This window comes from Gimesia panareensis (assembly GCF_007748155.1).
Classification (GTDB): domain Bacteria; phylum Planctomycetota; class Planctomycetia; order Planctomycetales; family Planctomycetaceae; genus Gimesia; species Gimesia panareensis.
Genome location: NZ_CP037421.1, coordinates 7,787,846 through 7,814,121, shown reverse-complemented (window position 1 = coordinate 7,814,121; position 26,276 = coordinate 7,787,846). Strand labels below are relative to the sequence as shown.

Genomic DNA, 26,276 nt, shown 5'->3' with positions numbered 1-26,276 from the left:
GGATATGGGTTGGATATGTCTTACAGTCTGCTCATATGCGAGAACGCCTGATACCGAAGATCCCCTTTAGGAAAACTTGAAAGGGAGCGCGTCTTTATCTTTTATCGGTTGAAAGAAAGGACTGACTCACCCTATTTTCCTTAAAATCGGAAAAATCGCTCTGACTGTCGCGTAATACGTAAACTGACAGCTCGACAGTCCCTTTTATATACCCTTTATTTTCCCCATCTTGTTTGGTGAGCATGATATTAGACACGGTGAACAGCCGCTTATCTGTATCCAGCCCGTTCAAAAACTGGATCAGCCCCTTGTAGGAGCCCGTCACATTCAGCATGAAGGGTTGCCTGAGATAGGTCGCATGCGGCACCGGTTCCCCGGGGTTTAAAGACGAAACGGTGAGCGCTGACGTATTCGCCAGCAGTGCCACCCGCTGCAAGACCTGATGCGTATCTTTGTCTGCCGGGATATGCTGTTTCAATCGGTTGATGAACGCCTCTCGCTGATCCAGCTGCTGATGCAGTTGTTCCAGCTGTTTGACTTGAGATGGAATGGCACTGATTTTCTCCTGGATGGCAGCGATCTGCTTATTGAGCTGCTGTTTGTTCTTCAAACCAGGCAGATAGATCACAAAGGTAAACAGAGCCACCACCACCGCCAGGCTGATAATGGTAATCAGGCTGTCACGTCGTAATTTTTCATTCATGATTCAGGCCTCCTGTCAAACCCTGATCCAGTCCGGCAGTCAGCCGGTGATCGAGAGGCGGCGTAAAGGTTCCAGGTGCTTTGACGACAATGCGAAGTCGAAAGAGGCGCATCGGCTCCTCTTCAAACATGGTCTCGTTGGACTGAATCAGATCGATTTCTTTAAACACGCCGATTCGGTCCAGGTTCGACATGTATCCCGAAATCGAAAGATGATCGGGGGCGATTCCCTGTAAGAGCAGGACCAGCTGTTCTCCCGTCCGGTGCCGCTTCAGATCTGCCAGGTCGACCTTTTCCGGAACCACCTCTTCCGGTGCCTTTTTCTGCTTGTGATGAGATTTTTTTTCCTGGCTGGCGACTTTCTCAAACTGGAACTGGAACTCATTCAAGGAAACATATTCCGGCAGTGCATAGCTGATAATGCTCAGCAGTTGGGCCGGCGATTCATCCAGGATCAGCCCGGCCAGCAGGTTGGCGCGCACATCCGAGAGCTCAATCTGTTTCGTGAGCTGCACCGGATCCTCCAGTTGTTCGTGCATTTGTTGAATCCGTTTTTCCAGTGTCTCTTTTTTCGTCTGCAGTTCGTGTTGTATTTCCCGCTGACGCACGGTGCTCAATGTCACCAGCGTGAGGAAGATCACAACAATCGTGCGACGCCAGATCCGATTCCGGTGTCGTCGTCGGACTTCACGATAACTGGCTGGTAAAAAATCAATTTCGGGTATCATGGTCTCGCCCTTATCGGGTTGCTTGCGAATCTGTTTACCAGATTCGTGAGCCTTTATTTTCAGTCTGTGTTGTTTATCGTACCTGTTGGCCGCGTAATGGGTTATGCCTCAGAATTTTCTTTCATGGCCAGGCCCATCGCGGTACTCCATCTACCGGGACGCTCCAGAATCGAAGTGGAAGTCGGCCAGCTCTTCAACCGCTCAAAGGGATTGCCCATCTTGCAGTCCGTATTCAACCGTTCCGAGAGAAAGTCGATCAGCCAGGGGCTCGATTCATTGCCCGTGACGACCAGCTGGTCCAGCTTTTTCCCGCGGAAAGTCACTTTGTAATAACGCAGGCAGTTTTCCACCTCCGTACTGATCGATTCCAGCAGCGAGCGGATCGAATCGATCACCGACCGGTGCAGTTCGTCACTCGCATCCAGCGTGGGAGAATTGGTCACGATCTTTCGCAGGCGAATTGCCTCGGTCAGCGGCAGATCCAGATTGTCAGCCACGGCCCGGTCCAGGTGATTACTCCCCTGCATGATGTATTTCAGGAACAGCACGTTCTGCTGATCGGCGAAGATCACGGTCGTGGCGGCATCGCCGAAATTCAGATAACAGCTTACCGAATTGAGTTGTGAGTCCCGCGCGGCGTCATGAAAACAGCGGAGCGTGGCGGACGGCTCGACATCAATGGCAACCGCTGTCAGACCGGCCTGCTCCAGCAGATTCAAATGCCGCTCCAGGATCCCGTTATGACAGGCCAGCAGGATGACTTCCTGTTTCGTATTCGATTCCTGTCGCACCTGGCCGGCCGGCAGATGACGGATTTCCGCTTCCGCGACCGGGTAAGGCAGCCGTTCTTCGGCTTCCCAAGCGACGACTTTCGCGACTTCTTCGGCAGGCAGCTGAGGCAGTCTGACGTTCTGGATGAACAGTTCCTGCGATCCCAGGCAACTGATGACACGGCGTCCTTTGAAATGGTGATCGGTCAGGATCCGCCGCAGTTCCGCAGCGATTTTCGCATCGCGCTCTTCCACCGACAGCCGGTCATCCAGGTCGAACTGCTCCTGGGCAATCGCATGTACCACACGGTTCTGCCGCGGCCCGGTCAACTGGACCAGGGTAGCTGAACTGGGTCCCAGCTGTAAGCCGATCGGCGTGTATTGTGAACGAGGTAAGGAAATCATAGTGATCTATTCTGTTTGTAATTGGGTTTCTACGTAAAATTATTTTGTCTGGATCTCATCCGCCCATGCCTGGCCTGTAATCCAGGAGACCGTGATCGGGATGTAAAACGTGGTACCGTTACGGGTCGTGGAGAGCACAATCACGGTGTCTTCACTGCGGTCAGGCCCCGTCCCCCCCATGGGGCCGAAGGCCACGTCTCGCACGTCCGTATCGGAAGTCTTCAGAAACATCTGTCTGATCACAACCTGGTCGGGCAGGTTCAATGCATCTTTCTGAACGGGTTGAATGTATTTGTCTTTGTCAGCCGCCGATCCCGCCAGGTTGTTTTCGGGCACCGGTAGTGTGCCGGCACCGGTATGCACAATTTCATAAGTCTGTGTTTTGAGATCGAACTCCACCGTATATTCGGTGTTGAACTGAATCGCATGATTCCGGGCCAGTCGCAGGTCTGCTACCAGCATCCGGGACGTTGTCTCCAGCGAGTGTGCCGTACTGGAATCAGTCGAAAGCAGTGATACCGAAGCCAGGATCGAAATCAGCACGACGACAATCAGCAGCTCAACCAGCGTGAAACCATGCCGGTCATTCCGGCTCTGACAGGCGCGCAACATTCGCATGTGCGGGCCTGCTGCACAGGACCGTTTTCTGTTTCGCGGTTCAGGTTGATGTCGTCTGAATCTCATGGTTCTATCGCTTAAAAACTTTCCTGCCAGTCAACCATTGACCAGCGATAACCCGATTGATCCGGGTTTGCATCCCCGCCGTCAAACGGTTGAAACAGGGGAGGCGCCCAGCGGTATTCCCGCTCGGTCAGGTTCTGGATCTGTAACGTCGGTTCCAGGCTGATTCCATAGGTCAGGTAGTAACTGTCCCACCCCAGGAAATTGCCGGGGTTTTCCAGCCATTCGCTGAATCCGATCTCGGAAAACCCCAGAGCCTTCCGCAGGTCGTTCTGGTAATTCCAGTTGTATCTCCGGTCATCCCAGAGGTAGCTGTTCAGTACCCATTCATTGACCCGGTAAAAATCAAACGTTTCTGCACAGACCGGACCACGAACCTGGGTCAATACCTGTTTGTGACGCTGGATGCGGTACGCGGTTGGAGTCGCCTGATCTATTTCACCGCGCACCGTCAGCTGCTGCCGGTTGTTGTCGAAACCGACAATCGGGTACCAGCTGCCCGTCGTTCCCGTATTCCCTGAACCCGTGGTTTCCAGCCAGATCGCATAGTTTCCGTCCGTACTCAGGCTGCTGAGTAACTGGTATTCCTGCAGCGTCACCGTGCTGTAGGGTTGTCCGATCGAGGCGGCCGTTGCAGTACCGGACAGCTTGAGATCGAGCGCCGAGGGATAGCTGATGGAGCCGCCGCCCCCTTTCACGGTTCCCTGGCAGACGATCGCACCTTCGACCGTGGACTGTGAGTAGCGACTGAACTCGGCGTCATCAGCGACGACGCAGGGCAGCCGGGGCCAGAGTTGAGCATCCGTCACAAACGCCTGTCCGGAATCGTCTTTCCAGTTGAACGCGGTCAGATGAATCTGCTTTCCCACAAAATAGATTTTACCCGTGCAGACCAGGGTGCCCTGGATGGTGACGTTGTCATAGATACTTAAGTTTCCCGACCGGTAAAAGATCCCCAGCGGATTAGCGGGCGTTGGTTTCAATGTCTGGTTATACAGCGACGAATTCACCGTTTCCGCCTGATACAGGGGGCCGCCCTCATACAGTCGATAGGAGGTGAACGCGGAATAATTGGTGCTCGGAATCGTCAGCCGATCAGTGGTGGTCGACCAGCTGACCTTCAGGTCCGACAGATCATCGCGGATCGAGTAGCTGGGGTAGTTATAAAAAGTAATGTTCCCCGCGATGGGATGCGGGGCGGAAATGGTCGCTTCGGACAGGCTGGTTGAGCCGGCCGGAAACGTGACAAACCGGTTACCCACATCTGTCAGGTACGTGTCCCGAATCGTCGAACTCCAGGTTGGATCAGTAAACATGTGGAGCCGATCGTAAAGCCAGAGGTTCCCGTCGATGCGGGTCGCGGGATCGAAGTTGAGCGAATAATAGCCCTGCTCTGCGAATAAGGCGTATCCTTTAATGCGATCGAAGTCGCCGGCATTGCTGATCTGATCGGTGGCTGCCGCGGAGTCACCGGGCAGGATGGTTCGCCCTTTCAGACGCGGGACCAGCCGCACCCGGGCCGTAATCTGATGTTCTGATTTCATGTCGGGATTTTCGGCAGACGTCCAGACACCCAGCGAATACACGTTGAGTTCCAGGACCGAACTGAGTGAATTCCCGACGGCTTCAAAAGAGACGGTATAAGTGCACTCGCCATCATCATCGGCTTGAAACGGACGGCGATAGCGATCGCTGACGCCGGCCCAGTCGAGTGAATTGAGCCTGTTAAGGGCATCCGAGATTCCCGCCCGGGCGGCATTGCGGGCCAGGTCGCGACGAGAGCCATTTGCGGAGATCTGTGTCTGCACACTTTGGGTCTGGATGAACGAGTAGGTCAGGACCAGCGACATGCTTAACGCGAACATCACCAGGATCAGTGAGATCCCGGAACGCGGCGCGCACCCGGACTGGTTCCGGTCGTGCCTATGAGCACTCCCTTCCCAGCGAGCGAAGGCAACGTGTTGTTTACGGTGTGTACGCATAAAGCCTCGAACTGGATCCAAAAAACGGCAGCGCGGTTGCCGAGTTAATGTCGGTGAATTCCGTCTGTTCCGCGGTTTCAAACTGTATCTCGTAGCTGACCGTAACCTGGCGCAAACCACTGGTCGCGCTCACGGTTCCCTGCGGCCAGGGAAGATTCATCCACCCACTGGTGCCGGGAGCGATCGTCTGCAGGCTGGCATCATCGGGGGTTCTGGTAATCTGAAAAATGATGTTGGCGGCAGCGGGTCCCCAGGGACTGCCCGAGAGCAGGTACTGGCTGTTTTTGAGCCGTTTGCTGAGCAGCGCCTTTTCCGCCTGGTTCGACTCAATCGCCGACCGGATGGTGCTGTTGAAGGAGGAGCCGTTGAAATCAATTTCGGCTGTCGAATCGGGCAGCGCGATTTCCACAAACTGATGGCTGTCAGCCGGATCTGACGTGTAAATCAACAGCTCATTCATCAGGGGGAGCCGGTTCAGCACGCCACTCTGACTGATTCCACCATTGCGGCCCCCGGACCAGACCACCAGGATGTCCGGGACATCAATGTAATTCCAGGGACGGGTCACCACCGCCAGACCAACCTGGGGAGCCTGACCGTCCAACTGGTAGACGCCTGCCTGGGAGATCATCATCTTCATCCGCTCAAAGGAGGCGGTGATTTCCGCCTGGGAATCCTCAATTCCCTGTGTGTGCTTCCACGCCGATTGAGTTGCGGTCACAATTCCCGCCAGGGCCATGATCAGAATCGCAGAAATCGTCATGGCCATCAGCAGTTCCACCAGTGTAAATCCACCCGCGTGCCGAGCGGAGACTGCGCAGCAGCGAACGCAGTCCGAATGGCGGCCACTCGAACGGCTCAAAGTCGCGTTCTGCTTGTCAGGGTGAAAGTGGTACATAGCTGAAAATGCGTGTGGTTTCCTTAATAATCTGGCTGCCAGCACCGGCGTTCATTGCCAGCTTGATCGTGACAGTCACTCTGCGGTAGTCGGTGTCATCAGTCGTGACTTCCCACTCCGAACTGCTGTTCAGGCGAATCTTTTCCACGGTGACTTCACGTGTGATCCGCTTGAGAAAATCGGTATCTGGCTTCAGCAGTGTGGGGCGGGCAATCGCGTAATAGTTCAGCACCGTCAGTGGTTCACTGCCCAGTGCGAAACCCGCTTTGTTTTCCGGTGGCGTAGATGACCAGTTGTGATAATCATCCAGATCGTTGAACTGACTGCGAATTCCTGTCCCTGTCGGACGGGAATCACTGGAGGTCGGGAATCGGACGGCGGTCATCTCATCCAGCATCTGATCTGCCAGGCCCGCGCCGAAATTGGTATTCAGTGCCGAATAACTGGCACCCAGAGAAGCACCGATGGCTGAGAATAGAGCAGTACCGGCAATCGCTGTGATGGTCACAGAGACTAACGATTCCACAAGTGTGATTCCGGTGCGGCGAGATCGCTGCAACCTGTTTCTGGTTGCCATGACCTTTTTCCATAACAGTCCGCCTGAGGGTGCCGATCGATTTCACCGCCCGAGTTGACTCTGGCTGCAGTGAACGCGACCTGGATATCCAGCACCATCCAGACAGATGGTTTCAAGATAAAAAAAGAGCGCGGCAAGGTCCCCTCAAAGCTCCCAGCTTTCCTTGCCGCGCTGTAGATCCTCGCCTCGTTAGGAAGCAGAGGAAGTTGATGTTCGCATGTTGGCGAGAGGAGCGTTGCCCCCTCTCTGCCAGTAAAAGTAGGTCACGTTCTCAACGAGTCAAACAGATTTGCGCAAGATCTTTGAAAATCGTTCAACTCCAGCCAGTTTCCGGGGGAAACCCCGTTTCGAAAGGCGGTGCAATCACGAGAATCGCTACAACCGGCGCGCGGGTCGGCCGGGAGACGATGGGGGAGTGCAAGAAATCGGGTGTTGATGCTGCCCGCAGGGAGATTATTTGAGCGCCTGTTCAATCTGATCCCGGGAAGCAAGCGCTGCATCTCGCAGATCGTCGCTGGTATCTTTGTTGTCGATCAGCGTCTGGAGTTCGGTCAGCGATTCTTTGGCAGGCTGTCCCATCTGGCCCAGGACTTTGATGGCTGCCAGCTTCACGTCGCTGTTCTCATCATTCAACGCTGCCTGGATCGCCTGCACCTGCTCCTCCGTATGCTCTTCCAGATTTCCCAGCGAATAGACGGCGGTCAGCCGCGTGTTGGGATCGCTGTGACGGGTCAGTTCGATCAGCACAGGAATCGCTTTGGCGCGATGTTCGGGAAAATGCGTCAATGTAGAGGCGGCGTTGACCTGCGTGAAAGGGGATTCATCCTGCAGGACTTCCGCCAGAGCGGGCGCTGCCGCTTCCGCGTCGGGGCCCAGGCTCGCCAGGTACATGCTGGCCAGCTCGCGCGCCCCAGGATCGGGATTCGAAAGCCCTTCGGCCAGAGTCGGAACGGCAGTCTTGCCGAATGCGACCAGTTTTTTGTCGGCGGCCTGCCATTCATCGGGATCCGGTTCCGTGCGAATGGCGAGTAGTTTCTGGAAGACCTCTTTGACCTCGGCCTGCGGATCGACGGGTTCCGTGATGCTGGCAGCCGTCGCTTCTGTCGCGGCAGGTGTCTGCGTGGCATCAGCAGAGCTTTCTGTCGGATCGTCGGGAGCCGACTCAGCCGTCTCCGCATTCGACGAAGGATCATCGCTACTACACCCCTGTAAAACAGGGAGACACCACAGACATCCAATACTCAGCAGCATGCAAAACGGTCGCATATTCCGGGAATCCATCCACTCAAGAATCCAAAAAAGTCCATTCCATGGCCGGATCATAGCGGATTCTCGTGATTGTGTGGATAGAAATCAGAAAATCACAAACCAATCTGTCCAATCCGCGGTCGAAATCCAAAATCGCCATTAACGTGAATTGGCCCAAAGTGCTATAATTTAGCCCAATCTCCTTAAATTTCACCATTCTACCCGTCAGCTGATACGAGGGAAAACTCATGCAGCGACTCAATATAAAAGTGCTCAGTTTCATTCTCCTGGCCGCCCTGCTGGGGGTCTGCCCGTCTGCATATTCACAAACCAGTGAATTTTATCGGGGTCTGCGGAATGAGATGGTCTCCCGCTATATTGAGGGCGAGGGCATCAAGAACCAGCGTGTGCTCTCCTCCATGCGGCAGGTCCCCCGCCATGAATTTGTCAGTTCGAATCTGAAACACCTGGCCTATAAAGATCTGGCGCTGCCCATCGGTTACAAGCAGACGATTTCTCCCCCTTATATTGTCGCCTACATGACCGAGACCATTGATCCGCAGCCTGACGACAAAGTACTCGAAATCGGGACCGGCAGCGGATTTCAGGCCGCCGTCCTCTCCGGACTGGTCAAAGATGTCTACACCATTGAAATCGTCGAAGGTCTGGGTAAGAAAGCGGCAGTCCGCCTGAAGAAACTGGGTTACGATAACGTCCACACCCGGATTGGCGACGGGTACCTCGGCTGGCCGGAAGAAGCGCCGTTCGACAAAATTATCGTGACCTGCTCTCCGGAAAAAGTCCCGCAGCCGCTGATCGATCAACTCAAAGAAGGGGGCACACTGCTGATCCCCCTGGGGGAACGCTATCAGCAGGTGTTCCACCTGTTTCAGAAAGAAAACGGCCAACTCAAACACAAACGCCTGATCCCGACGCTGTTCGTGCCCATGACGGGCCGCTCAGAGGATAATCGGGAAGTCAAACCGGACCCCCTGCATCCGGAAATCGTCAATGGCACCTTTGAAGTCGATGCCAACCAGGATCAGAAAGTCGATAACTGGCACTATCAGCGCCGGGTCGAACGCATCACGAAAGAGGCGCCGGAAGGGAATGCCTATCTGCAGTTTGAAAGTGACGTCCGCGATCAACTCTCACAGATTCTGCAGGGCATGGCTATTGACGGATCCAAAGTCAAAAGCCTGGATATAAGCCTGCAGGTCAGCTATCTGAATACGGCGCAGGGGACCAAGGCCTATCAGAAGCCCGGCCTGATCATTCATTTTTATGATAAGATCCGCCGCAATATCGGGCAGGCCTATCTCGGACCCTGGATGGGCAGTCGGGAATGGCATCAGGTCAAGAAGACGATCAACGTCCCCCCCCAGTCGCGCGAAGCCGTCATCCAACTGGGGCTGAACGGGGGCACGGGAATTCTCAAAGTCGATGATCTGAAGATCGACCAGATTGACTGACGTCCGCTCCGCTTCTGTTGAGCTCGGCTACTGACGGGCCCATCAGACAAGTTACGCTTCTGCCAGGTTGTTCCGTTAAAAAACGTTTCCACACCTTGGAAAATATCCTGCGCGATTTAGAATGGAAGTAGACTGCTTTCCAAAGTGAAAGCAGTCTCGCCAAAAGAATTCATTCACTAATTCAATCTCGAGTATGACGCAGCGGTCTCTGATGCTGCCATGGAAAAATGAGGGAGCCGCGCCTTACTCTCAGCACATACGGGAAAACCAGATGCCTTTAAATCATTTTCAGCTCGTCCAGGAAGCAGCAGGTGCCCATTTTCCCGATAAGGACCATGAATATCCTTATCCCAGTCATTACGGCGATCCCCGGCAGGAATACCAGGCCGCCCATCAGTCAGCGGTGCTCTTTGATGTGAGTGACCGGGAACAGATCGAAGTGACGGGTGCGGACCGTCACAAGTTTCTGCATAACTTCTGTACCAACGATATTAACAGTCTGGCGGTCGACCGGGGCTGTGAAGCGTTCGTAACCAACGTACAGAGCAGGATTCTCGGGCACGTCAATGTTTTCAACCAGGGAGAGTCGCTCTGGCTGGATACCGATCCCAAACAGAGTGCCCCGATCTATAAGCACCTGGACCGTTACATTATTCTGGAAGCGGTCGAGCTGGCTGTCCGCTCGCCGGAATTTGGCTGTCTGTATCTGAGCGGACCCCAGGCCGGGGACATCATCAGTAAAGCGGGCCTCGAAACACTCGAAGTGAACCAGCAGCAGCGCGTCAGCGACAGTGAAGCCCAGCTCACCGTCCGCCGCGTCGACTGGTTTGGCCAGCCAGGCTATCTCTGTTGTCTGCTCCATGAAAAAATTGTCGATACCTGGCAGCAGCTGATCGACGCCGGTGCCACTCCCGCCGGTCAGGAAGTGTTAGAGGCACTGCGAATCGAAGCCTGCTATCCGCTGTGTGGCGTGGATCTCACCGATGATAACCTGGCACAGGAAGCGGGACGGGACAGCCAGACCATCTCGTTCAAGAAAGGCTGCTACCTGGGACAGGAACCGATCGCCCGCATCGACGCGCTGGGACATGTGAATCAGCAACTGCGAATCATCGCCCTCGACCATGACTGGGTTCCCCACACCGGCTCCAAGGTCATGTCGGCTGTAAAGGATGAGATGAAGGAGGTGGGCAAAATCACGTCCGCGGCCCGATCTTACGGCAAACATCCGATCGTCGCGCTGGCGGTCGTGCGACGGGAGGCCAATGCGCCCGGGACGACTGTGGAAGTGGTCTCTGATAACCATGCCGGTGATGGTACGGTGTTGCAGTCCCTCGAATAGCCTGCGATTCTCACTGATTGCCCTGCCCCGAGTACGGTAAATTCACCGGCAGCCGTTATAATGAGTCTAAAAACGGTGAATCCATCCATGTCCCGCGAGACGCTGCAGCTTCGATTACTTAAAACCAACCTGGGAATTTTTGCGCTGACCCTGTTGGGAACCACTTGGCAGCTCTGGATACCACAGACTCGCTTTCCTCAGATTCCCCTGTTCGAGTGGGTCTCTGCCCTGCCCGCCGGTATCGACTGGCTTACCTTTGGGATCATGCTGGCCACCGCAGGTGGTCTGCTGCTGTTCTCTCTCGTTCCGATCCTTCTGAAACGATCAGAACAGGAACCTGCCGCGGGCTGGCAGCGCAGTTGTGGTCTGTTGTTTCTCTCCGCTTATACGGTTTCTGTGCTCTTCGATCAGCATCGGCTGCAGCCCTGGACCTATCAGTTTGCCCTCGGCCTGCTGGTGCTGACCTGCCTCAAACCGCCGCGGGCAATCCGGCTGATGCGGTTGTTTGTCATCAGCATCTATCTCTATTCAGCCTTCTCCAAATGCGACGCCAGTTTTGTGCAGACTCTGGGTCGTCAGCTGGCCGAAGGTCTCTTTTCCGCGGTGGGGATCTCGACCGCTTTCTGGTCGCCGAAGACCCTGGGCTGGATTGCAGCGACTTTCCCCGTAGGAGAACTGCTCGTGGCAGCGGGGCTCTTTTTCCGCCGTACGCGTAAGCCGGCACTCGTGGCAGCGATCGGCATGCATGTCTGTCTGATGCTGGCCATCGGTCCCTGGGGGCTGAACCATTATCGAGGTGTGCTGATCTGGAACATCTATTTCATTATTCAGGACCTGTTGCTGTTTACGGCAAACCAAACATTGGATTGCCCACGGACGGCGAAAACGGAAGCGCAGATCAGTGAAGAGAGCCTCTCTCCGGGTCGCGCGACCGTTCTCGAACGGGTCCCCCTGCTGCTGGTCTGGCTGGCGATCCTGGCCCCGCTACTGGAACCGACCGGCTATTTCGACCACTGGCCGGCCTGGGGATTGTACGCCAGTCGTCACGATCGCGTGGTCCTGCTGGTGAATGAACAGGCCCGCGCACAGCTGCCCGCCTCGCTGCAGCCTTTCGTCGATCCGCCACAACCCTTGAGCCCCTGGTGCCGGGTCCGCGTGGAACGCTGGTCGCTGGCAGAGCTGGGCGCCCCCCTCTATCCGCAGGCGCGCTTCCAGCTGGGAGTCGCCATCGGCGTGGGCCGGTTACTGCAGCAGCTTCCTGAAACAGAGGCGTCACCCCGCATCAAACTTCTGTTTGAAGGAGCAGCCAACCGCTGGACGGGAAAACGTAACGTCAGTGAATACACAGGCTTAAAAGAGATCGAAGCCTTGAGCGATCGCTTCTGGCTGAATACCGTTCCCCGCCCCCTGACACTCTCAGACTGAGAGAACCTTTTGCAAGAAACAGGGTCTATCCTGAGTGCCTCGGTTGCAATTCGGGCAAATTCAAAATACAACGGCGTTTCTTAATTGCAGAATCCGGCTTTCCTGAAGCTGACCACCAGATTTACTTGGACCATTTGAACATTTGAGGCGTAAACATGGCTTTGATTAACGATAACTACCTGAAACTCAAAGCAGGTTACCTGTTTCCGGAAATTGGACGTCGCGTCGGTAAATTCTGCGAAGAGAACCCGGAAGCAGCCGTGATCAAACTGGGGATCGGCGATGTCACCGAGCCCCTCCCCGCCGCCATCCGCGAAGCCATGCACAAAGCCGTCGATGAAATGGGCGATCCCACCACCTTCCACGGCTATGGCCCGGAACAGGGATATGGATTCCTGCGGGAAGCGATTGCTCAGAATGATTTTCAGTCGCGCGGCATCGACATTTCTGCAGATGAAATTTTCGTCTCCGACGGATCCAAGTGCGATACGGGTAACATCCTCGACATCTTCGGTGCCGACAATAAGGTCGCAGTCACTGACCCCGTTTATCCGGTCTATGTCGATACCAATGTAATGACCGGCCGGACCGGCGCTGCAGATGACAGCGGCCGTTACGCGGGACTGACTTACCTGCCCGTTACAGCAGAAAACAATTTCGTCGCGGAACTGCCCGAGTCTCCCGTCGACCTGATCTACCTCTGCTATCCCAATAATCCGACCGGCACGGTCGCCACCCGCGAGACGCTCCAGAAGTGGGTCGATTACGCAAAAGCCAACGGCTCGATCATTCTGTTCGATGCCGCCTACGAAGCTTTTATCACCGATCCGGAAATTCCGCACTCGATTTTTGAAATCGAAGGTGCGAAAGAAGTCGCCATCGAATTTCGCAGCTTCAGTAAAAACGCCGGCTTCACTGGAACCCGTTGTGCCTTCACCGTCGTCCCCAAAGCACTCAAAGGGAAAACATCGACGGGCGAATCCGCTGACATCCATCCGCTCTGGAACCGCCGTCACTGTACCAAGTTCAACGGAGTCTCCTACATTATTCAGCGCGGGGCCGAAGCCGCCTATTCGGAGGCGGGCAAAGAGCAGATCAAAGGGCTGATTGCATTCTATCTCGAAAATGCACGTTTGTTACGTGAAGGACTCGAGTCGGTCGGCATCTCCGTATACGGCGGTGTCAACGCCCCTTACGTCTGGCTCAAGACTCCCGGCGATTCGACCAGCTGGGACTTCTTCGATGAATTGCTCCAGAAAGCCCACCTCGTCGGAACGCCGGGCAGCGGCTTTGGTGCCGCCGGCGAAGGCTACTTCCGGTTAAGTGCTTTCAACAGCAGAGATAACATCAACGAAGCCGTCACCCGCTTTCAGAAAGTAGTCAGCTAAGCGGTCGCGCTGCTTCAGGCGGAGATTTCAGGAGAAACCCCTGTTTTTCAGGGTCTATGATGCTTTATTGTAGACACTTCCGGGGAGTGTCTCCTATAATTGAGACTTTGATTCCGTCAAAGTTCCTCTTTCCGAGAGGACACCATGCAATACATCACCTGCTAATTCCGGGTCGCATAAATCTGCGGCTGGAATCTCGCCGTCCCGTATGGTCACTCCTGTAAATCTCCGTTTTCACTATTCACCGAAAGGTTTTAGCTCATGTCAAAATGGCATCTCACTGCCTGTCTCTGTATTGCGTTCTTCGGATGCGCTTCTCTGGCGCAAGCACAAAATGAAAAATCACAGCTGAAAGATCAGAAACAGAAAGTCAGCTATGGGATCGGATTCAACCTGGGACAGAATCTGATGCGTGATAACCTGGATCTGGATCCTCAGATTCTGGCCAAAGGCATTATCGATGCCATGACCAAGCAGAAACCGCAGATGACCGAAGACGAGATTCGGGCCACCCTGCTCGCGTTCCAGGAGCAGCTCCGCAAAGATGCACAGACCAAAATGGAAAAAGCAGCGCAGGCAAACGTCGCCAAAGGTAAAAAATTCCTGGCTGACAATGCCAAGAAGGAAGGCGTGAAAACCACCAAAAGTGGTCTGCAATACAAGGTCATCAAATCCGGCAAGGGGAAAACTCCGAAGCTGACCGATGAGGTTACGACTCACTACCGGGGAACCCTGATCGACGGCACTGAGTTTGACAGCTCTTACAAACGGAAGCAGCCCGCGACGTTTCCCGTCAACCGGGTGATCGGCGGCTGGACCGAAGCCCTGCAGCTGATGAAGGAAGGCGACAAATGGCAGCTCTTCATCCCCAGTGACCTGGCCTATGGTGAGCGGGGATCAGGACCCGATATCGGACCCAACGAAGTCCTCATCTTCGATATCGAACTGCTGAAAGTGAACTGAGCCACCTCAGCTGCACTGACAGATCAAATCGATTCTCAAACCGACGTCTTTCCAGGGCGTCGGTTTTTTTTGCGCTTCGTGCAATGAAATGCTTTGGGTTGCAGGGATTATGCGGGCCTTAGGGGTTTGCGCCGGTCCAATTCCCCCGAACTATGGATTTTTATACACATCAAATTTCACGGATGTTGATTTTTGTGAGCTAGAGTTCACGGAGACTGAACCCAAGTGTCTCATTCGACCGCCAATCTACGCCAATCCAAAACAGGGCCAAAACAGATATGAACTCGCAACAGAATCAGCTCGTTCAGGAGCCACAATCGTCTCAATCTCAGCCAACCTGTTCCGAATGTGGTACGCATGAACCATGGGGACTCTCTTCCTGGTGTCCGAAATGCGGTTACTATCCCGCTCTGGGCAAATGTGTCGGGCAACCGGAACCGCAAGCAGATGAAGAAGAGAAACCGCAGCCACAAACCATCTGGGAATTGATTCCGGAATGGGGCTGGATCCTGGGACTGGGTGTGATCGGATCGATTGGTTTAAGTATTGCAGGACGGTTTCTGACCCAGAATCCGGCCGAACTCTGTTTGTGGACACTGACCCAGGCGACTGCTGGATTTCTGATGCTGGTCATCGGTCAGTTTATTGCCTATCTGTATGCGGTTTCCAAATCGGTCGAATTCGGTATCTTAAGTATCATCCTGAATCCATTCAAAATCTGGCGGCCGACCATTGCCCGTTTTCCCGAAGGTGCCTGGAAACTGGATATGACTGTCTGGGGACTGACACTAACCGTGGGGGCCTTCGCGATTGTCGGCGGCTTTGAATTCAATTCTCTGTTCGACGACTGGGGTGTCCGTAAAACGGCCAACGTCAACCTGGTTTCCTCCATTGTCGATCAGGCCAAACAGCACGAAGGTGACGGCGCCGAGGACCTCGAAGGCGCCCTCAACGACTTCGCCGGCGGAACCGAAGAAGAGATGAAAGAAAAACTGCCTGAAGAAGAAGGAGTCACTGGCAAACTGCCCGAGTTCGACTGTCTGGTAGTCGGTTACACGACCCTGCCCGACGGACGGATTAATTCGGTCCTGCTGGCCTCCTCGTTCAACAAACGCCTGGTCTACGCAGGGAAGCTCAATGCCACTGACATTCCGGCAGAAGTCCTGGAAGAATGGCAGCAGCGACTGCCCGGACTGGAACAGTTTGCTCCGTTCGTCAAAGTTAATGCCGACGGGGCCACCACCTGGATCAAACCGCAGATCACCGTGAATGTGGCTTCCAAAGGCTGGGCCGAGACCAATCAGCAGCTGGTCAAACCAAAATTTGTTTCACTGCTGCAGGAGATCAGCGTCAACCAGTAAACTGGTCGTCTTCAATTAAGAAAAAAGCTGTGAACCCCGCTGCTCCGGTAGCGGGGTTCTTTTTTTCCGACTTCCGTGGCAGGCCTGTTTTCCCCCTCGGGGAATGCTAGAATAAGGACGCATCCTTATATCATTCAGCACACGGGCAATCAGCAACCATGAAACCGGAATTGGAACGTTACAGTCGGCAGGTCCTCTTTTCTGAACTGGGCGAGGCAGGCCAGACCCGCCTGATGCAGGGCCGCGTGTTACTGTGTGGCTGCGGGGCACTGGGCACCGTGCTTGCGGAGACCCTGGTCCGTGCGGGAGTGGGGCAGATCAAAATCGTGGACCGCGATTTCGTTGAGATCAGCAATCTGCAGCGCCAGGTCCTGTTTGACGAAACTGACGTCGCCGCCAGACTGCCCAAGGCAATCGCTGCTGCCGAAAAGCTGAAGAAGATCAACAGCACGGTCCACATCGAACCGATCGTTGCCGACATCGATCACACCAACATCCTTTCGCTGGCGGAAGATGTCGATCTGATCCTGGACGGGACCGACAATTTCGAGGTCCGTTACCTGATCAACGATGTCTCACTGGAGCTTGGCATTCCCTGGATCTACTGCGGCTGCATCGGCAGTACCGGTCAGACGATGACCGTCCTGCCCGGCAAGACCGCCTGCCTGCGCTGTCTGATCGATACCGCCCCTGAACCGGGCAGCACCGAAACCTGCGATACCGCGGGGATTCTGGGACCCACGGTCAACGTCATCGCCTCACTGGAAGCCGTCGATGCCATCAAGCTGCTCGCCGGAAAAGAGGATCTGATCAGACCGGTCCTCACCGTGGTCGACATCTGGGAGGGCTCATATCGACAGATGAGCGTGGCGGACCTCAGAGAAAAATCAGGTTGTAAAGCCTGTCACCAGGGAGAACGCATCTGGCTCAAAGGGGAACAGGGCTCCCGGACCACGCGGCTCTGCGGCCGCAACGCGGTACAGGTCGCCCCCGCCGACAAAGGAAAGATCGCCTTCGAAGACCTGGCGGAAAAGCTGAAGCATTCGGGCGAAGTCGACTTCAATCCCTACCTGCTCCGGCTGAATCTGAAAAATCCCGATTACGAAATCAGTCTCTTCCGCGACGGCCGCGCGATCATCAAAGGGACCGACGATCCCGCGGTCGCGAAAACCGTCTACGCCCGCTATATCGGCAGTTGAGCGCCAGGTAGCGTTTATTGAATCGTGTTCTGTGTGATCATGAAGTCGACAGCGTTAGCTCTGTCAGTATTCACCGTGGCCGAGGGTATGCTGTGACTCTTGTTTTCAGGACTTCAACAGCAGAAAAGCAAAATTAGCCGCAGGGCGTTAGCCCCGGTTGAAACGACTTTGGTAAATACCATCCGAATTAAGAAACACGACCTGGCCGGTCGGTCTTATTGCTTGTTCGCTCGCAGAGCTGATTCAATTTCCGCCTGGTGCGCGAGGAATGACTGTACCATCTCTTTACGAAATCTCAGTCTCAGCTCATTTGTGATGAGCGAAGAGTGAGTTTTGCCTGGATGGATTTCAACAACCGTGCCGCCTGCGATGTTCCCATTCAGGCGATCCAGTGTCTGTTTGAGTAACACCGTAGCACCATCGAGGTAAAACGTATCCTCATCGCCCATGAAAATATGGATTTTGCCACCCAGTTGCGGCGCCAGTTTTTCCCAGTTCTCTTCCAGAATCAAACGTATGTCGTATGCTTTCCAGGCTTCCGCCACCTGGGGATCCACTGCGCCAGTTTCCCGGTTGTACAAGTTGAGTGGCTTTCCATCGGCGCCCCGCGGAGAGAACACCGCTTCGAAGCTCCGCAGTTGACCGCCGTGACCGAGCACATGTTCCATCTTTGCAAAAGGTTCGAACCACAGGATCGGCTTCCCGTCTCGGCGGGCAATTGGCCTTCGTTGACCATGGGCATCGCGGTAGACATTGCTGCCCGGTTCATAAATATTGATCAGTTGGAAATCGCGAAAGTCGACCGGGTCGGGAGCGGTACTCCAGGTTCCGCCGAACTGATCGGGATAGGTGATCTGCAACCAGAGCGATGACCAGCCCCCCGAAGAATGTCCGGTGAGAAAGCGTGCCCGCGGGTGCGGAATTGCCCGGAATGCCTTTTCCAGCGCGGGAATGAACTCGGTTGTGAAGGCTTCTCCGACGGGACCATTGGTGGCAGAGTCGGCGAACACGTGATGGCCCCACTGGCATTGGGGGTTCAGTAGTACGCGCAGAAATTCGACTCCCTCTTCATTCTGTTCAGCGATCGGCTGATTCCGGATGCCCCGCAGATGATCGCCGCCAAAACCGGGGATCGAAAAGATCACGGGATATTTCCGCCCCGGCTGGTCGTAGTAGCTTTGTGGTAACAGCACTGACGCTTCCAGGAACGTATCCTGCCCGTGAAATTTCGAAAGCAGTTCGGAACGCACCCGGAACAGTTTGCTCCAGCGGGTTTCAGGAAACGGTTTCGCGGGTACGAGGGATTCAATCGTCAACAGCGGCGGTTTTGACGGGATCACTGCAGGTACACTGATCACTTGGCTGAAACCGTTACCCGGTCCGGTGCCGATTTTTGGTTCCCGTACATTGAAGCGGGCAACCGCCTGGACTTTATAGCCATTCAGGTCCATTTCAGAGTATGGTTTCGGATAAGCCAGCAGCCCCGGGGTTTCTGCGGAAAATGCGAGGACCTCGCCCGGCTTCCAGTCGGTGACATCCCGCGCCACAAAAGACTCCGGATGAAACCACGAAGGCCCCAGTCGAGGATCGCGGTCGGAACGGCTGAAGAACAGATACACGCGCCCCGTGAAAGGCTGCGAATGTACGGCCTTAGTATAACGGACTTCAAACCGCTGTTGCGCCGCGAAAATCCCCGCGGTCTGAAACAGGGAGACGAGGACGGAAAACGCCAGCAGCAGAGATCGATATTGGGGAATCATAGTGAATCTGACCTGAACCTGTTTCAAAGTGGACCGCGCGCGAATAAAATCTGCGTACATCATAACCGGCTGAATCCAGTTGAAAAGCCGCTTTTCCGCCGCTCTCCCGAAAGATGAGAACCTAATGAGTGAACAAGCTTCCCGCCTGGAAGAACTGTTAGCCCGGTTGACGCAGATCGAATCGGTGCTCATGCACCTGCAGCATGATGTCGAGCAGTTGAATACGGCGATTCTGCATCAGAATGATGTTCTGGACTCAGTAAGCAAATCGATGAAGCTGCTCGATACCCGCATCGGGGAGCTCGAAGGAGACGACGAAGGCCACGATCCCTACCAGGAAAAACCGCCCCACTATTGATCCGGTGGTGGCTCTCTCACTGTCTGGAGGGACGCTCATTCCTGCAGACGACTTGCAAAACAGCATCGAATGCGGCATGCTGAAAGTGCTCGGTTCAGCAGCGTGTTTCTGTTTTCCTACCGGAAGGTTCTGCTCATGTATCGCTTCAGTCTCTCTTGCGTCGTTCGTTGTCTGATCGTACTGGTCTGTCTGGTGAGTGCCAGATTCCTGTCAGCGGCAGAACAGAAACGCCCCAACGTCGTGATCATCATGACCGACAACCACGGGGAATGGACGCTGGGCTGTTACGGCAACAAAGACATTAAAACGCCGCACATCGATCAACTGGCCAAAGAAGGCACCCTGTTCACCCGCGCCTTCGCCAACAATGCGGTCTGCTCTCCCACCCGTGCCACCTTTCTGACGGGACTGATGCCCTGTCAGCATGGGGTGCACTGTTATCTCAGACCCCGCATCCAGACCGGACCCGATTCCTACAATACGCTCGAAGAATTCAAGACCATTCCGCAGATCCTGCACGATGCCGGCTACGTCTGCGGCCTGTCAGGCAAGTGGCACCTGGGCGACAACCTCTATCCACAGGAAGGCTTCTCCTACTGGATCACCAAGCCGCACGGCGGCAGTGCCGGGTTTTATAATCAGAAGGTCATCGAACACGAAAAGATCCGCGAGGAACCGACCTACCTCACCGACCTCTGGACACAGCACGGCATCAAATTCATCAAACAGAATCAGGACAAACCGTTCTTCCTGTTCCTGGCGTATAACGGTCCTTATGGCCTGGGCTCCGCGATGAAAGAACCGATCAAAAACCGGTTCAAAGACGAATATGAAAAGATGACCTTCCCCTCCTTCCCACGGGAAAAAGCTCAGCCCTGGAACTTCAACTATGGGGACTGGATCGGCGACCTGGGTATCATCCGCAAATATGCAGCGGAGGTCTCCGGCGTGGATGACGGCGTCGGTCAGATCATGCAGACCTTGAAAGACCTCGGCCTCCGCGAGAACACACTGGTGATTTTCACAGCCGACCAGGGGCTTTCCGGCGGACACAGCGGCTACTGGGGCATGGGCGATCACACGCGCCCGTTAACCGCCTTTGACTGGACGATGACGATCCCGCTGATCTTCTCCCAACCAGGTCAGATTGTCGAAGGCGCCCGACAGAAGATGATGGTCGCCAATTACGATGTGTATCCCACCCTGCTCAACTACCTCGGCCTGCAGGACAAAATTCCCGCTAAACCTGCCCGCCCGGGACGCAGCTTTGCTCCCGTACTGAAAGGGAAGCAGATTCCCTGGAAAGAGGAAGTCTTCTATGAATTTGAGAATGTTCGTGCGGTGCGAACCCCGGACTGGAAATACATCGAACGCTACCACGAAAAACCCAACGAACTCTATCACCTGACCCGGGACCCTGAGGAACACAACAACCTGATCGATCATCGCGAATATGCTCAGAAAAAAGACGAGCTGAAACAGCAGCTCGATCAGTTTTTTACCAAATATGCCGATCCCAAGTGGGATATCTGGCATGGCGGCCAATCGAAGTCCGTCCTGATGACCCAGAAACTCTTCCCCAAAACCTATCTCTACCTGCCGAAATCTCAAAAGAAGTGATAATTAGTCCAGAACCTCAGGTTTTGAGACAAAAAACTTCTGGCAACTGCCCGGCACAGAGTGTATAAACTGTGTAATTGATCTAAATTAACATAGTTATCCAGGTTGTGCCATTTGTCTGGTGATTCTTTTATGCAACATGGTCTTTCACGACATATTCTAACTATGTCGGAAAGATAGGGTGACTGGGTAAACATTGCCGCAGCTCCTAGTGAACTAGTCTAATTGTTGCATATCACCTGATGAGGCACAGGCTCAACTTTCCGATACGTATTTAAACGACCCGTTTTGAAAGTTTGAGCACAACCAGGAGGTACGTGCGATGTCGGTGACCCACTATTCCGCCAAAGAGATTGAAGATCTCGAAACAAAATCGACAACTCCCCGCTTTTTACATTCACTCTTCGGATCCATCGCGATTATAGCGCTGGCATTCCAATGGCCTTCCACTGACTGGTACTTCCTGGTCGGTTGGACGATGATTGCTGCCTATAGCATGTTCTGCTGGTCGAGCTGTTTCCATGAAACGTCTCACCAGGGAATCTGTGGTAAGCCCTGGGTCAGCATCTGGCTGGGGCGCGCCATCGGCACCGGACTGTTCGTCTCTTATACCGCATACCGGGAAGCCCACATCCGTCATCATGCTTACCTGAACAAGCCCGGCGACTGGGAATTGTGGCCTTACTCCGATCCGACCACGTCACTCACGTTCCGTCGTATTTTCTGCTGGCTGGAATTTCCGTTTGGCTTTTTCACTTCGCCTTTCGTTTACAGCCGGCTCTGCTTCAGTAAAAAGACACCGGTCAAAAACCCCAAGGTCATTAAAACCATGCGGCTCGAATATGCCGCGATGGCTGTCTTCTGGGTCGCACTGCTGGGAACCATCGCCTGGTTTTCGCTCTGGCGTCCTTTCATTGTGGCCTGGGTGATTCCGCACTGGATCGCCAGTGTCATTCAGACCTTCCGTAAATTCACCGAACACCTGGGTATGCAAAGCTACGATCCGCTGCTCGGTACCCGGACTGTGATCGGCAACGGTCTGATTACCCGGATCTGCACTTACATCAACTTTGACATCTTCGTGCACGGTCCCCACCATCGGCATCCCAAGATTGCTCATAACAAGCTGGTGGAAAAGATGGACAACTATCAGCAGGACAACCCTGAAACGAAATATCCCGTCTTTACCACCTACATGTCTGCCATTCGTCATACCATCCCTGCCCTGTGGAAACCGGGAGTCGGCATGAACGTCGGTGCTCCGGCACCCAAGAAAGAAAAATGGCTGGGCGCGGATAACTTCGTGACCGACGTTGCCCGCGAGATTCTCTCCGACCGCGACGTCGCCAAGGCACATCGCGCTTCGTAGCGAAATACTGAAAAACGAAAACGCCCCAGTGTCTGAATGACCTCTGGGGCGTTTTTTTATTGATCAAGGCAGACTGCCGTCCGCGGCTTATCTGCGGAACAGACGCCGACGGAACAGGCGACGCCGGGGGACGTAGTACCCTTCCTGCGAACAGCAGGGATCAGCGGTCTCTTCCGGAGTCAGTTCTTCGCGGACACTGAGCAGCAGCTTCTTGCTGGCTTTGATACCCGCATATTCATCGAGCTTCTTGCCTTCGTATTCGATCCCGACATAGCCGTGGTAGCCGGCATCCAGGACGATCTTCATCATCTTCAGGTAATCGGTGTGGATCTCATTGCCATCTTTGTCGAAGTCGTGCGTTTTCGCACTGACAGCTTTGGCGTACGGCATCAGCTCTTTAACGCCTTTATAGCGATCGTACTCCTCACCGGTTTTTCGATCGAGTACGAAGTTACCGAAGTCAGGCAGCGTGCCGCATTCCGGCATGTCGACCATTTTCATGACGCCCGCCAGCCAGGCGCCGTTCGACGACAGACCGCCGTGATTTTCGACCAGTACGTTAATGCCGTACTTTTTGGCGAACTCGGTGAGGCGACGCAGACCGTCGGCAGCCAGCTTCTGCTGTTCCTGATAGCTGCCGTTGCTGCGGGCATTCACGCGAATCGAATGGCAGCCCAGTGTTTTCGCTGCGGTGACCCACTTGTGGTGATTCTCAATCGCCTGGGTCCGCTTTTTAGCATCGGGATCGCCCAGGGCCCCTTCGCCGTCGATCATGATCAGTACGTTTTCCACGCCGAAATCAGCGGCCCGCTTGTTCATTTCCGCCAGGTACTTCTTATCCTTGGCTTTGTCTTTGAAAAACTGGTTCACGTACTCGACCGCATCGATGCCGAACTCTTCTTTGGTCACCTTGGCGAAATCGAGGTTGTCCAGTTTGCCCCCTTTGAGGGCCACGTGCAGCGACCATTGGGCCAGGGAGATTTTAAACAGAGGCTGGCTGAGTGTCGTATTGGCCAGCAGGGAACCGGCCCAGCCGGAGACGGCCAGCCCGGTCGAAAGGGCGGCAGTCTGTTTCAAAAAGTCACGGCGCGATGAAGATGGTGTCATAGGAGAGTCTTTCTCTGTTCGTGTAATCGTAACAACAGGATGCAGTACACATCATGCTTCAGGGAAATCAAAGCGGAACGGTCCGGCAGTGATCCTTCCACGCCAGACCGTTCCCGGATTATAAGAACTGGCCTTCCATGTGACAATCAGACTTTGGCGCGGCGCAAAAAAAGACCTCCGAATCCCGGTCGAGGTAATTCGGAGGCCTGATTCAGTTCCGTTGAAGCCGCGCCGCTCTTAGTAGCGGTAGTAGTCCGGCTTGTAGGGACCTTCCACGGGAATGCCCAGATACTCGGCCTGCGCGTCTGTCAGCTTAGACAGTTTCACACCCAGCTTGTCCAGGTGCAGACGGGCGACTTCTTCATCCAGATGCTTGGGCAGCATGTGGACGCCGAGTTCGTATTTGTCGCTTTCGTTCCAGAGTTCGATCTGACCGATCACCTGGTTGGAGAAGCTGTTGGACATCACGAACGAAGGATGGCCGGTGGCACAACCCAGGTTGACCAGACGGCCTTCAGCCAGCACGATGATGGCCTTGCCGTCGGGATAGACAAACTTGTCGACCTGCGGCTTGATTTCGATCTGTTCGATATCGCTGCGGTTCTTCAGGTAAGCAATCTGGATTTCAGAATCGAAGTGACCGATGTTACAGACGATGGCTTCGTTCTTCATCGCATCCAGGTGATCGCCCCGGATGACGTCACAGCAACCGGTAGATGTTACGAAGATATCGCCGCGGCTGGCAGCGTCTTCCATGGTGGTGACTTCATAACCTTCCATCGCTGCCTGCAGAGCGCAGATCGGATCGATTTCGGTGATCAGCACGCGGGCTCCCAAGCCTTTCATCGCGTCGGCACAACCTTTACCCACATCGCCGTAACCACAGACCACAACCACCTTGCCGGCGATCATGATGTCGGTGGCCCGTTTGATTCCGTCAGCCAGCGATTCGCGGCAGCCGTACAGGTTATCGAACTTGCTCTTGGTGACCGAGTCGTTGACGTTGATCGCAGGCACGCCCAGTTTGCCCTGCTCGAACATCTGATGCAGGCGATGCACGCCGGTGGTGGTCTCTTCGGTCAGACCTTTGATGTTCTTCAGCAGCTCGGGATACTTTTCATGGACCATCACGGTCAGGTCGCCGCCGTCGTCGAGGATCATGTTCAGACCTTCGCCATTCGGCCAGAACAGGGTCTGCTCGATACACCAGTCGAACTCTTCTTCGTTCATCCCTTTCCAGGCGAAGACGGGCACGCCGGTCGCAGCGATGGCGGCGGCAGCGTGATCCTGTGTGGAGAAGATGTTACAGCTGGACCAGCGGACTTCGGCACCCAGTGCGGTCAGGGTTTCGATCAGGACGGCGGTCTGGATGGTCATGTGCAGACAGCCGGCGATCCGGGCTCCCTTGAGCGGCTGATCTTTTCCATACTTTTCCCGCAGTGCCATCAGGCCTGGCATTTCCGTTTCTGCCAGTTCGATTTCCTTGCGACCCCAGGCAGCGAGTTTCTGGAACTCTTCTTCGCTGTAATCCTTGACTTTATACGGCAACGGGTTGGTTTCGGTCGACATTCTCAATCCTTGTTGGTTCAGTTGGAAAAGGGGAAATTTGATTCATCTTCAAGCGGAAACCGACTTGAATCATGTTATTATAGTTGCTTTACTTAAGCAGACCAATTAATAGACGATGAATCTCAGCCGGTTTCATCGATTTCGATCAGAGTCTCTATCCTGTTGAGAAGCTGGCCACCACTGGTTGAGATACCAGCTAACCCCCATCTCAGGTTCGCATCGCGGTCTGCTTTTCAAGCAGGGTCTGCCTCCCCGGCAGGCCACTGTTTCAGGAGTTGGCAAATAGACACGTAAATGGCCTTTGTGCTGACTGCAAGATAGGTAAATCGAACCAGACTGGCAATAGAAAATGCAGATTTGTTGACCGGCAAAACCCATAATTTATACACTACGCGAGCCGTAATCTCGTGATATCAAGTCATACCGAGTTCGCCTCACCCCTTGAGACAAGTAAAGATAATGCGAATCAGCGAAATCTATCGTTCGGGGACCTTTGGTCTCTCTGTGGAAATCTTCCCTCCCAAAAGCGAAAGCGGTGATGCGGAGTTATTTCGTACACTGGAAGATCTGATTCGCTACCAACCTGCTTTTGTCTCCTGTACTTACGGCGCGGGAGGATCCACCAGTAAACGGACGATCGAACTCTGTGACATCATCCAGAAGCAGCTGCAGACCACCGCGACCGCTCACTTCACCTGTGTCGGTTCCACCCGCGAGCAACTGCTCGCCTGGTTACAGGAAGCCGCCGACGTTGGCATCACCAATATCATGGCCCTCCGCGGCGATCCGCCTAAGGGGGCAGAAACCTTTGTTCCCGCGGACGGCGGTCTGAAATATGCCAGCGAACTGGTCACGCTCATCCGCGAGAATTTCCCCGACATGGGGATCGGTGTGGCCGGCTACCCGGAAGTGCATCCCGAGGCCCTCACTCCCCAGGCTGACCTGGAGAACCTCAAACGCAAGATCGATGCGGGCGGCGATGCGGTCTACACCCAGCTCTTTTTCAATAACGAACACTTCTATCGTTTCCGGGAACGCTGTGGCCAGGCAGGCATCGATTGCCCGATCATTCCCGGCATCATGCCCATTACCGAGTTTCGACGGATCCAGCGGATCATGTCGATGTGCAGTTCTGAATTCCCCGCGGATCTGGTGAACCGGCTGGAAGCGGCTCAGGATGACCTGGACGACCAGTTTGAAATCGGTGTGGAATATGCCATCAACCAGTGCCAGGAACTGATCGATTCCGGGGTCCCGGGCATGCACTTCTATGTGTTGAACCGTTCGCAGGCCTGCAAACGGATCTTCGATGCCCTGGGCTGGCATGAGGACCAGGCCTGACCGCAGTGTGA

The 26,276-nt window shown here is 54.7% G+C and carries 22 protein-coding genes; 11 read left to right on the top strand and 11 right to left on the bottom strand.

Annotation, left to right across the window (positions count from 1 at the left end):
- Nucleotides 1–94: 94 nt before the first annotated feature.
- The 8 genes from pilO to Enr10x_RS29665 form a co-directional block, all read right to left on the bottom strand.
- Nucleotides 95–703: a type IV pilus inner membrane component PilO gene (pilO, locus tag Enr10x_RS29700; protein WP_145452573.1), complete on the bottom strand. Its 609-nt coding sequence runs from the start codon at nucleotides 701–703 to the stop codon at nucleotides 95–97.
- The gene (locus Enr10x_RS29695; protein WP_145452572.1) at nucleotides 696–1,430 is read right to left on the bottom strand and encodes a PilN domain-containing protein; all 735 of its coding nucleotides are present in this window, start codon (nucleotides 1,428–1,430) and stop codon (nucleotides 696–698) included. Before Enr10x_RS29695 ends, pilO begins: the two co-directional genes overlap by 8 nt.
- A gap of 101 nt (nucleotides 1,431–1,531) precedes the next feature.
- Complete coding sequence (pilM, locus tag Enr10x_RS29690; RefSeq protein WP_145452571.1) at nucleotides 1,532–2,605, bottom strand: pilus assembly protein PilM; 1,074 nt, start codon at nucleotides 2,603–2,605, stop codon at nucleotides 1,532–1,534.
- Nucleotides 2,606–2,644: 39 nt separating this feature from the next.
- Entirely contained in the window at nucleotides 2,645–3,223 is a 579-nt protein-coding gene (locus Enr10x_RS29685) for a pilus assembly FimT family protein (RefSeq protein WP_197996315.1), read from the bottom strand.
- A 77-nt stretch (nucleotides 3,224–3,300) separates the two neighbouring features.
- Nucleotides 3,301–5,268, bottom strand: coding sequence for a hypothetical protein (locus Enr10x_RS29680; RefSeq protein WP_145452570.1), 1,968 nt, complete (start codon nucleotides 5,266–5,268; stop codon nucleotides 3,301–3,303).
- The gene (locus tag Enr10x_RS29675; protein WP_145452569.1) at nucleotides 5,252–6,166 is read right to left on the bottom strand and encodes a prepilin-type N-terminal cleavage/methylation domain-containing protein; all 915 of its coding nucleotides are present in this window, start codon (nucleotides 6,164–6,166) and stop codon (nucleotides 5,252–5,254) included. Before Enr10x_RS29675 ends, Enr10x_RS29680 begins: the two co-directional genes overlap by 17 nt.
- The gene (locus Enr10x_RS29670; protein WP_145452568.1) at nucleotides 6,147–6,692 is read right to left on the bottom strand and encodes a hypothetical protein; all 546 of its coding nucleotides are present in this window, start codon (nucleotides 6,690–6,692) and stop codon (nucleotides 6,147–6,149) included. Before Enr10x_RS29670 ends, Enr10x_RS29675 begins: the two co-directional genes overlap by 20 nt.
- A 504-nt stretch (nucleotides 6,693–7,196) precedes the next feature.
- Nucleotides 7,197–8,009 carry a HEAT repeat domain-containing protein gene (locus Enr10x_RS29665; protein WP_197997421.1) on the bottom strand — a complete coding sequence of 271 codons (813 nt, stop codon included), beginning with the start codon at nucleotides 8,007–8,009 and terminating at the stop codon, nucleotides 7,197–7,199.
- Between the two features lie 230 nt (nucleotides 8,010–8,239).
- Between Enr10x_RS29665 and Enr10x_RS29660 the strand changes: the two genes are divergently transcribed.
- From Enr10x_RS29660 to Enr10x_RS29630, 7 genes are all read left to right on the top strand, one after another.
- Nucleotides 8,240–9,463: a protein-L-isoaspartate(D-aspartate) O-methyltransferase gene (locus Enr10x_RS29660; protein WP_145452566.1), complete on the top strand. Its 1,224-nt coding sequence runs from the start codon at nucleotides 8,240–8,242 to the stop codon at nucleotides 9,461–9,463.
- A 271-nt stretch (nucleotides 9,464–9,734) separates the two neighbouring features.
- The gene (ygfZ, locus tag Enr10x_RS29655) at nucleotides 9,735–10,805 is read left to right on the top strand and encodes a CAF17-like 4Fe-4S cluster assembly/insertion protein YgfZ (protein ID WP_197997420.1); all 1,071 of its coding nucleotides are present in this window, start codon (nucleotides 9,735–9,737) and stop codon (nucleotides 10,803–10,805) included.
- Nucleotides 10,806–10,865: 60 nt separating this feature from the next.
- A complete protein-coding gene (locus tag Enr10x_RS29650; RefSeq protein ID WP_145452564.1) occupies nucleotides 10,866–12,230 on the top strand; it encodes a hypothetical protein in 1,365 nt (454 codons plus the stop codon).
- A 155-nt stretch (nucleotides 12,231–12,385) separates the two neighbouring features.
- Nucleotides 12,386–13,618, top strand: coding sequence for an LL-diaminopimelate aminotransferase (locus Enr10x_RS29645; RefSeq protein ID WP_145116021.1), 1,233 nt, complete (start codon nucleotides 12,386–12,388; stop codon nucleotides 13,616–13,618).
- Between the two features lie 261 nt (nucleotides 13,619–13,879).
- The gene (locus Enr10x_RS29640) at nucleotides 13,880–14,581 is read left to right on the top strand and encodes an FKBP-type peptidyl-prolyl cis-trans isomerase (protein ID WP_145452563.1); all 702 of its coding nucleotides are present in this window, start codon (nucleotides 13,880–13,882) and stop codon (nucleotides 14,579–14,581) included.
- Between the two features lie 278 nt (nucleotides 14,582–14,859).
- Complete coding sequence (locus Enr10x_RS29635; RefSeq protein ID WP_145452562.1) at nucleotides 14,860–15,942, top strand: hypothetical protein; 1,083 nt, start codon at nucleotides 14,860–14,862, stop codon at nucleotides 15,940–15,942.
- Between the two features lie 158 nt (nucleotides 15,943–16,100).
- Nucleotides 16,101–17,141: a ThiF family adenylyltransferase gene (locus Enr10x_RS29630; RefSeq protein WP_145116013.1), complete on the top strand. Its 1,041-nt coding sequence runs from the start codon at nucleotides 16,101–16,103 to the stop codon at nucleotides 17,139–17,141.
- 215 nt (nucleotides 17,142–17,356) lie between these two features.
- Here the strand turns inward: Enr10x_RS29630 and Enr10x_RS29625 are convergent, their stop codons facing one another.
- Complete coding sequence (locus Enr10x_RS29625) at nucleotides 17,357–18,901, bottom strand: alpha/beta hydrolase-fold protein (protein ID WP_197997419.1); 1,545 nt, start codon at nucleotides 18,899–18,901, stop codon at nucleotides 17,357–17,359.
- Nucleotides 18,902–19,025: 124 nt separating this feature from the next.
- Here Enr10x_RS29625 and Enr10x_RS29620 point away from each other — a divergent pair, with 124 nt between their 5' ends.
- The 3 genes from Enr10x_RS29620 to Enr10x_RS29610 all read left to right on the top strand — a co-directional run bounded on the left by Enr10x_RS29620 (nucleotide 19,026) and on the right by Enr10x_RS29610 (nucleotide 22,248).
- Entirely contained in the window at nucleotides 19,026–19,259 is a 234-nt protein-coding gene (locus Enr10x_RS29620) for a SlyX family protein (protein WP_145452560.1), read from the top strand.
- 135 nt (nucleotides 19,260–19,394) lie between these two features.
- Complete coding sequence (locus tag Enr10x_RS29615) at nucleotides 19,395–20,879, top strand: sulfatase family protein (protein ID WP_197997418.1); 1,485 nt, start codon at nucleotides 19,395–19,397, stop codon at nucleotides 20,877–20,879.
- A 322-nt stretch (nucleotides 20,880–21,201) separates the two neighbouring features.
- Nucleotides 21,202–22,248 carry a fatty acid desaturase family protein gene (locus tag Enr10x_RS29610; protein ID WP_145116002.1) on the top strand — a complete coding sequence of 349 codons (1,047 nt, stop codon included), beginning with the start codon at nucleotides 21,202–21,204 and terminating at the stop codon, nucleotides 22,246–22,248.
- A gap of 87 nt (nucleotides 22,249–22,335) precedes the next feature.
- Here the strand turns inward: Enr10x_RS29610 and Enr10x_RS29605 are convergent, their stop codons facing one another.
- Nucleotides 22,336–23,355, bottom strand: coding sequence for a TIM barrel protein (locus Enr10x_RS29605; protein WP_145116000.1), 1,020 nt, complete (start codon nucleotides 23,353–23,355; stop codon nucleotides 22,336–22,338).
- A gap of 237 nt (nucleotides 23,356–23,592) precedes the next feature.
- Entirely contained in the window at nucleotides 23,593–24,924 is a 1,332-nt protein-coding gene (gene ahcY, locus Enr10x_RS29600) for an adenosylhomocysteinase (RefSeq protein ID WP_197997417.1), read from the bottom strand.
- 459 nt (nucleotides 24,925–25,383) lie between these two features.
- On the opposite strand from ahcY, the gene metF reads away from it, so the two are divergent.
- Nucleotides 25,384–26,265: a methylenetetrahydrofolate reductase [NAD(P)H] gene (gene metF / locus Enr10x_RS29595; protein WP_145452558.1), complete on the top strand. Its 882-nt coding sequence runs from the start codon at nucleotides 25,384–25,386 to the stop codon at nucleotides 26,263–26,265.
- Nucleotides 26,266–26,276 lie beyond the last annotated feature (11 nt).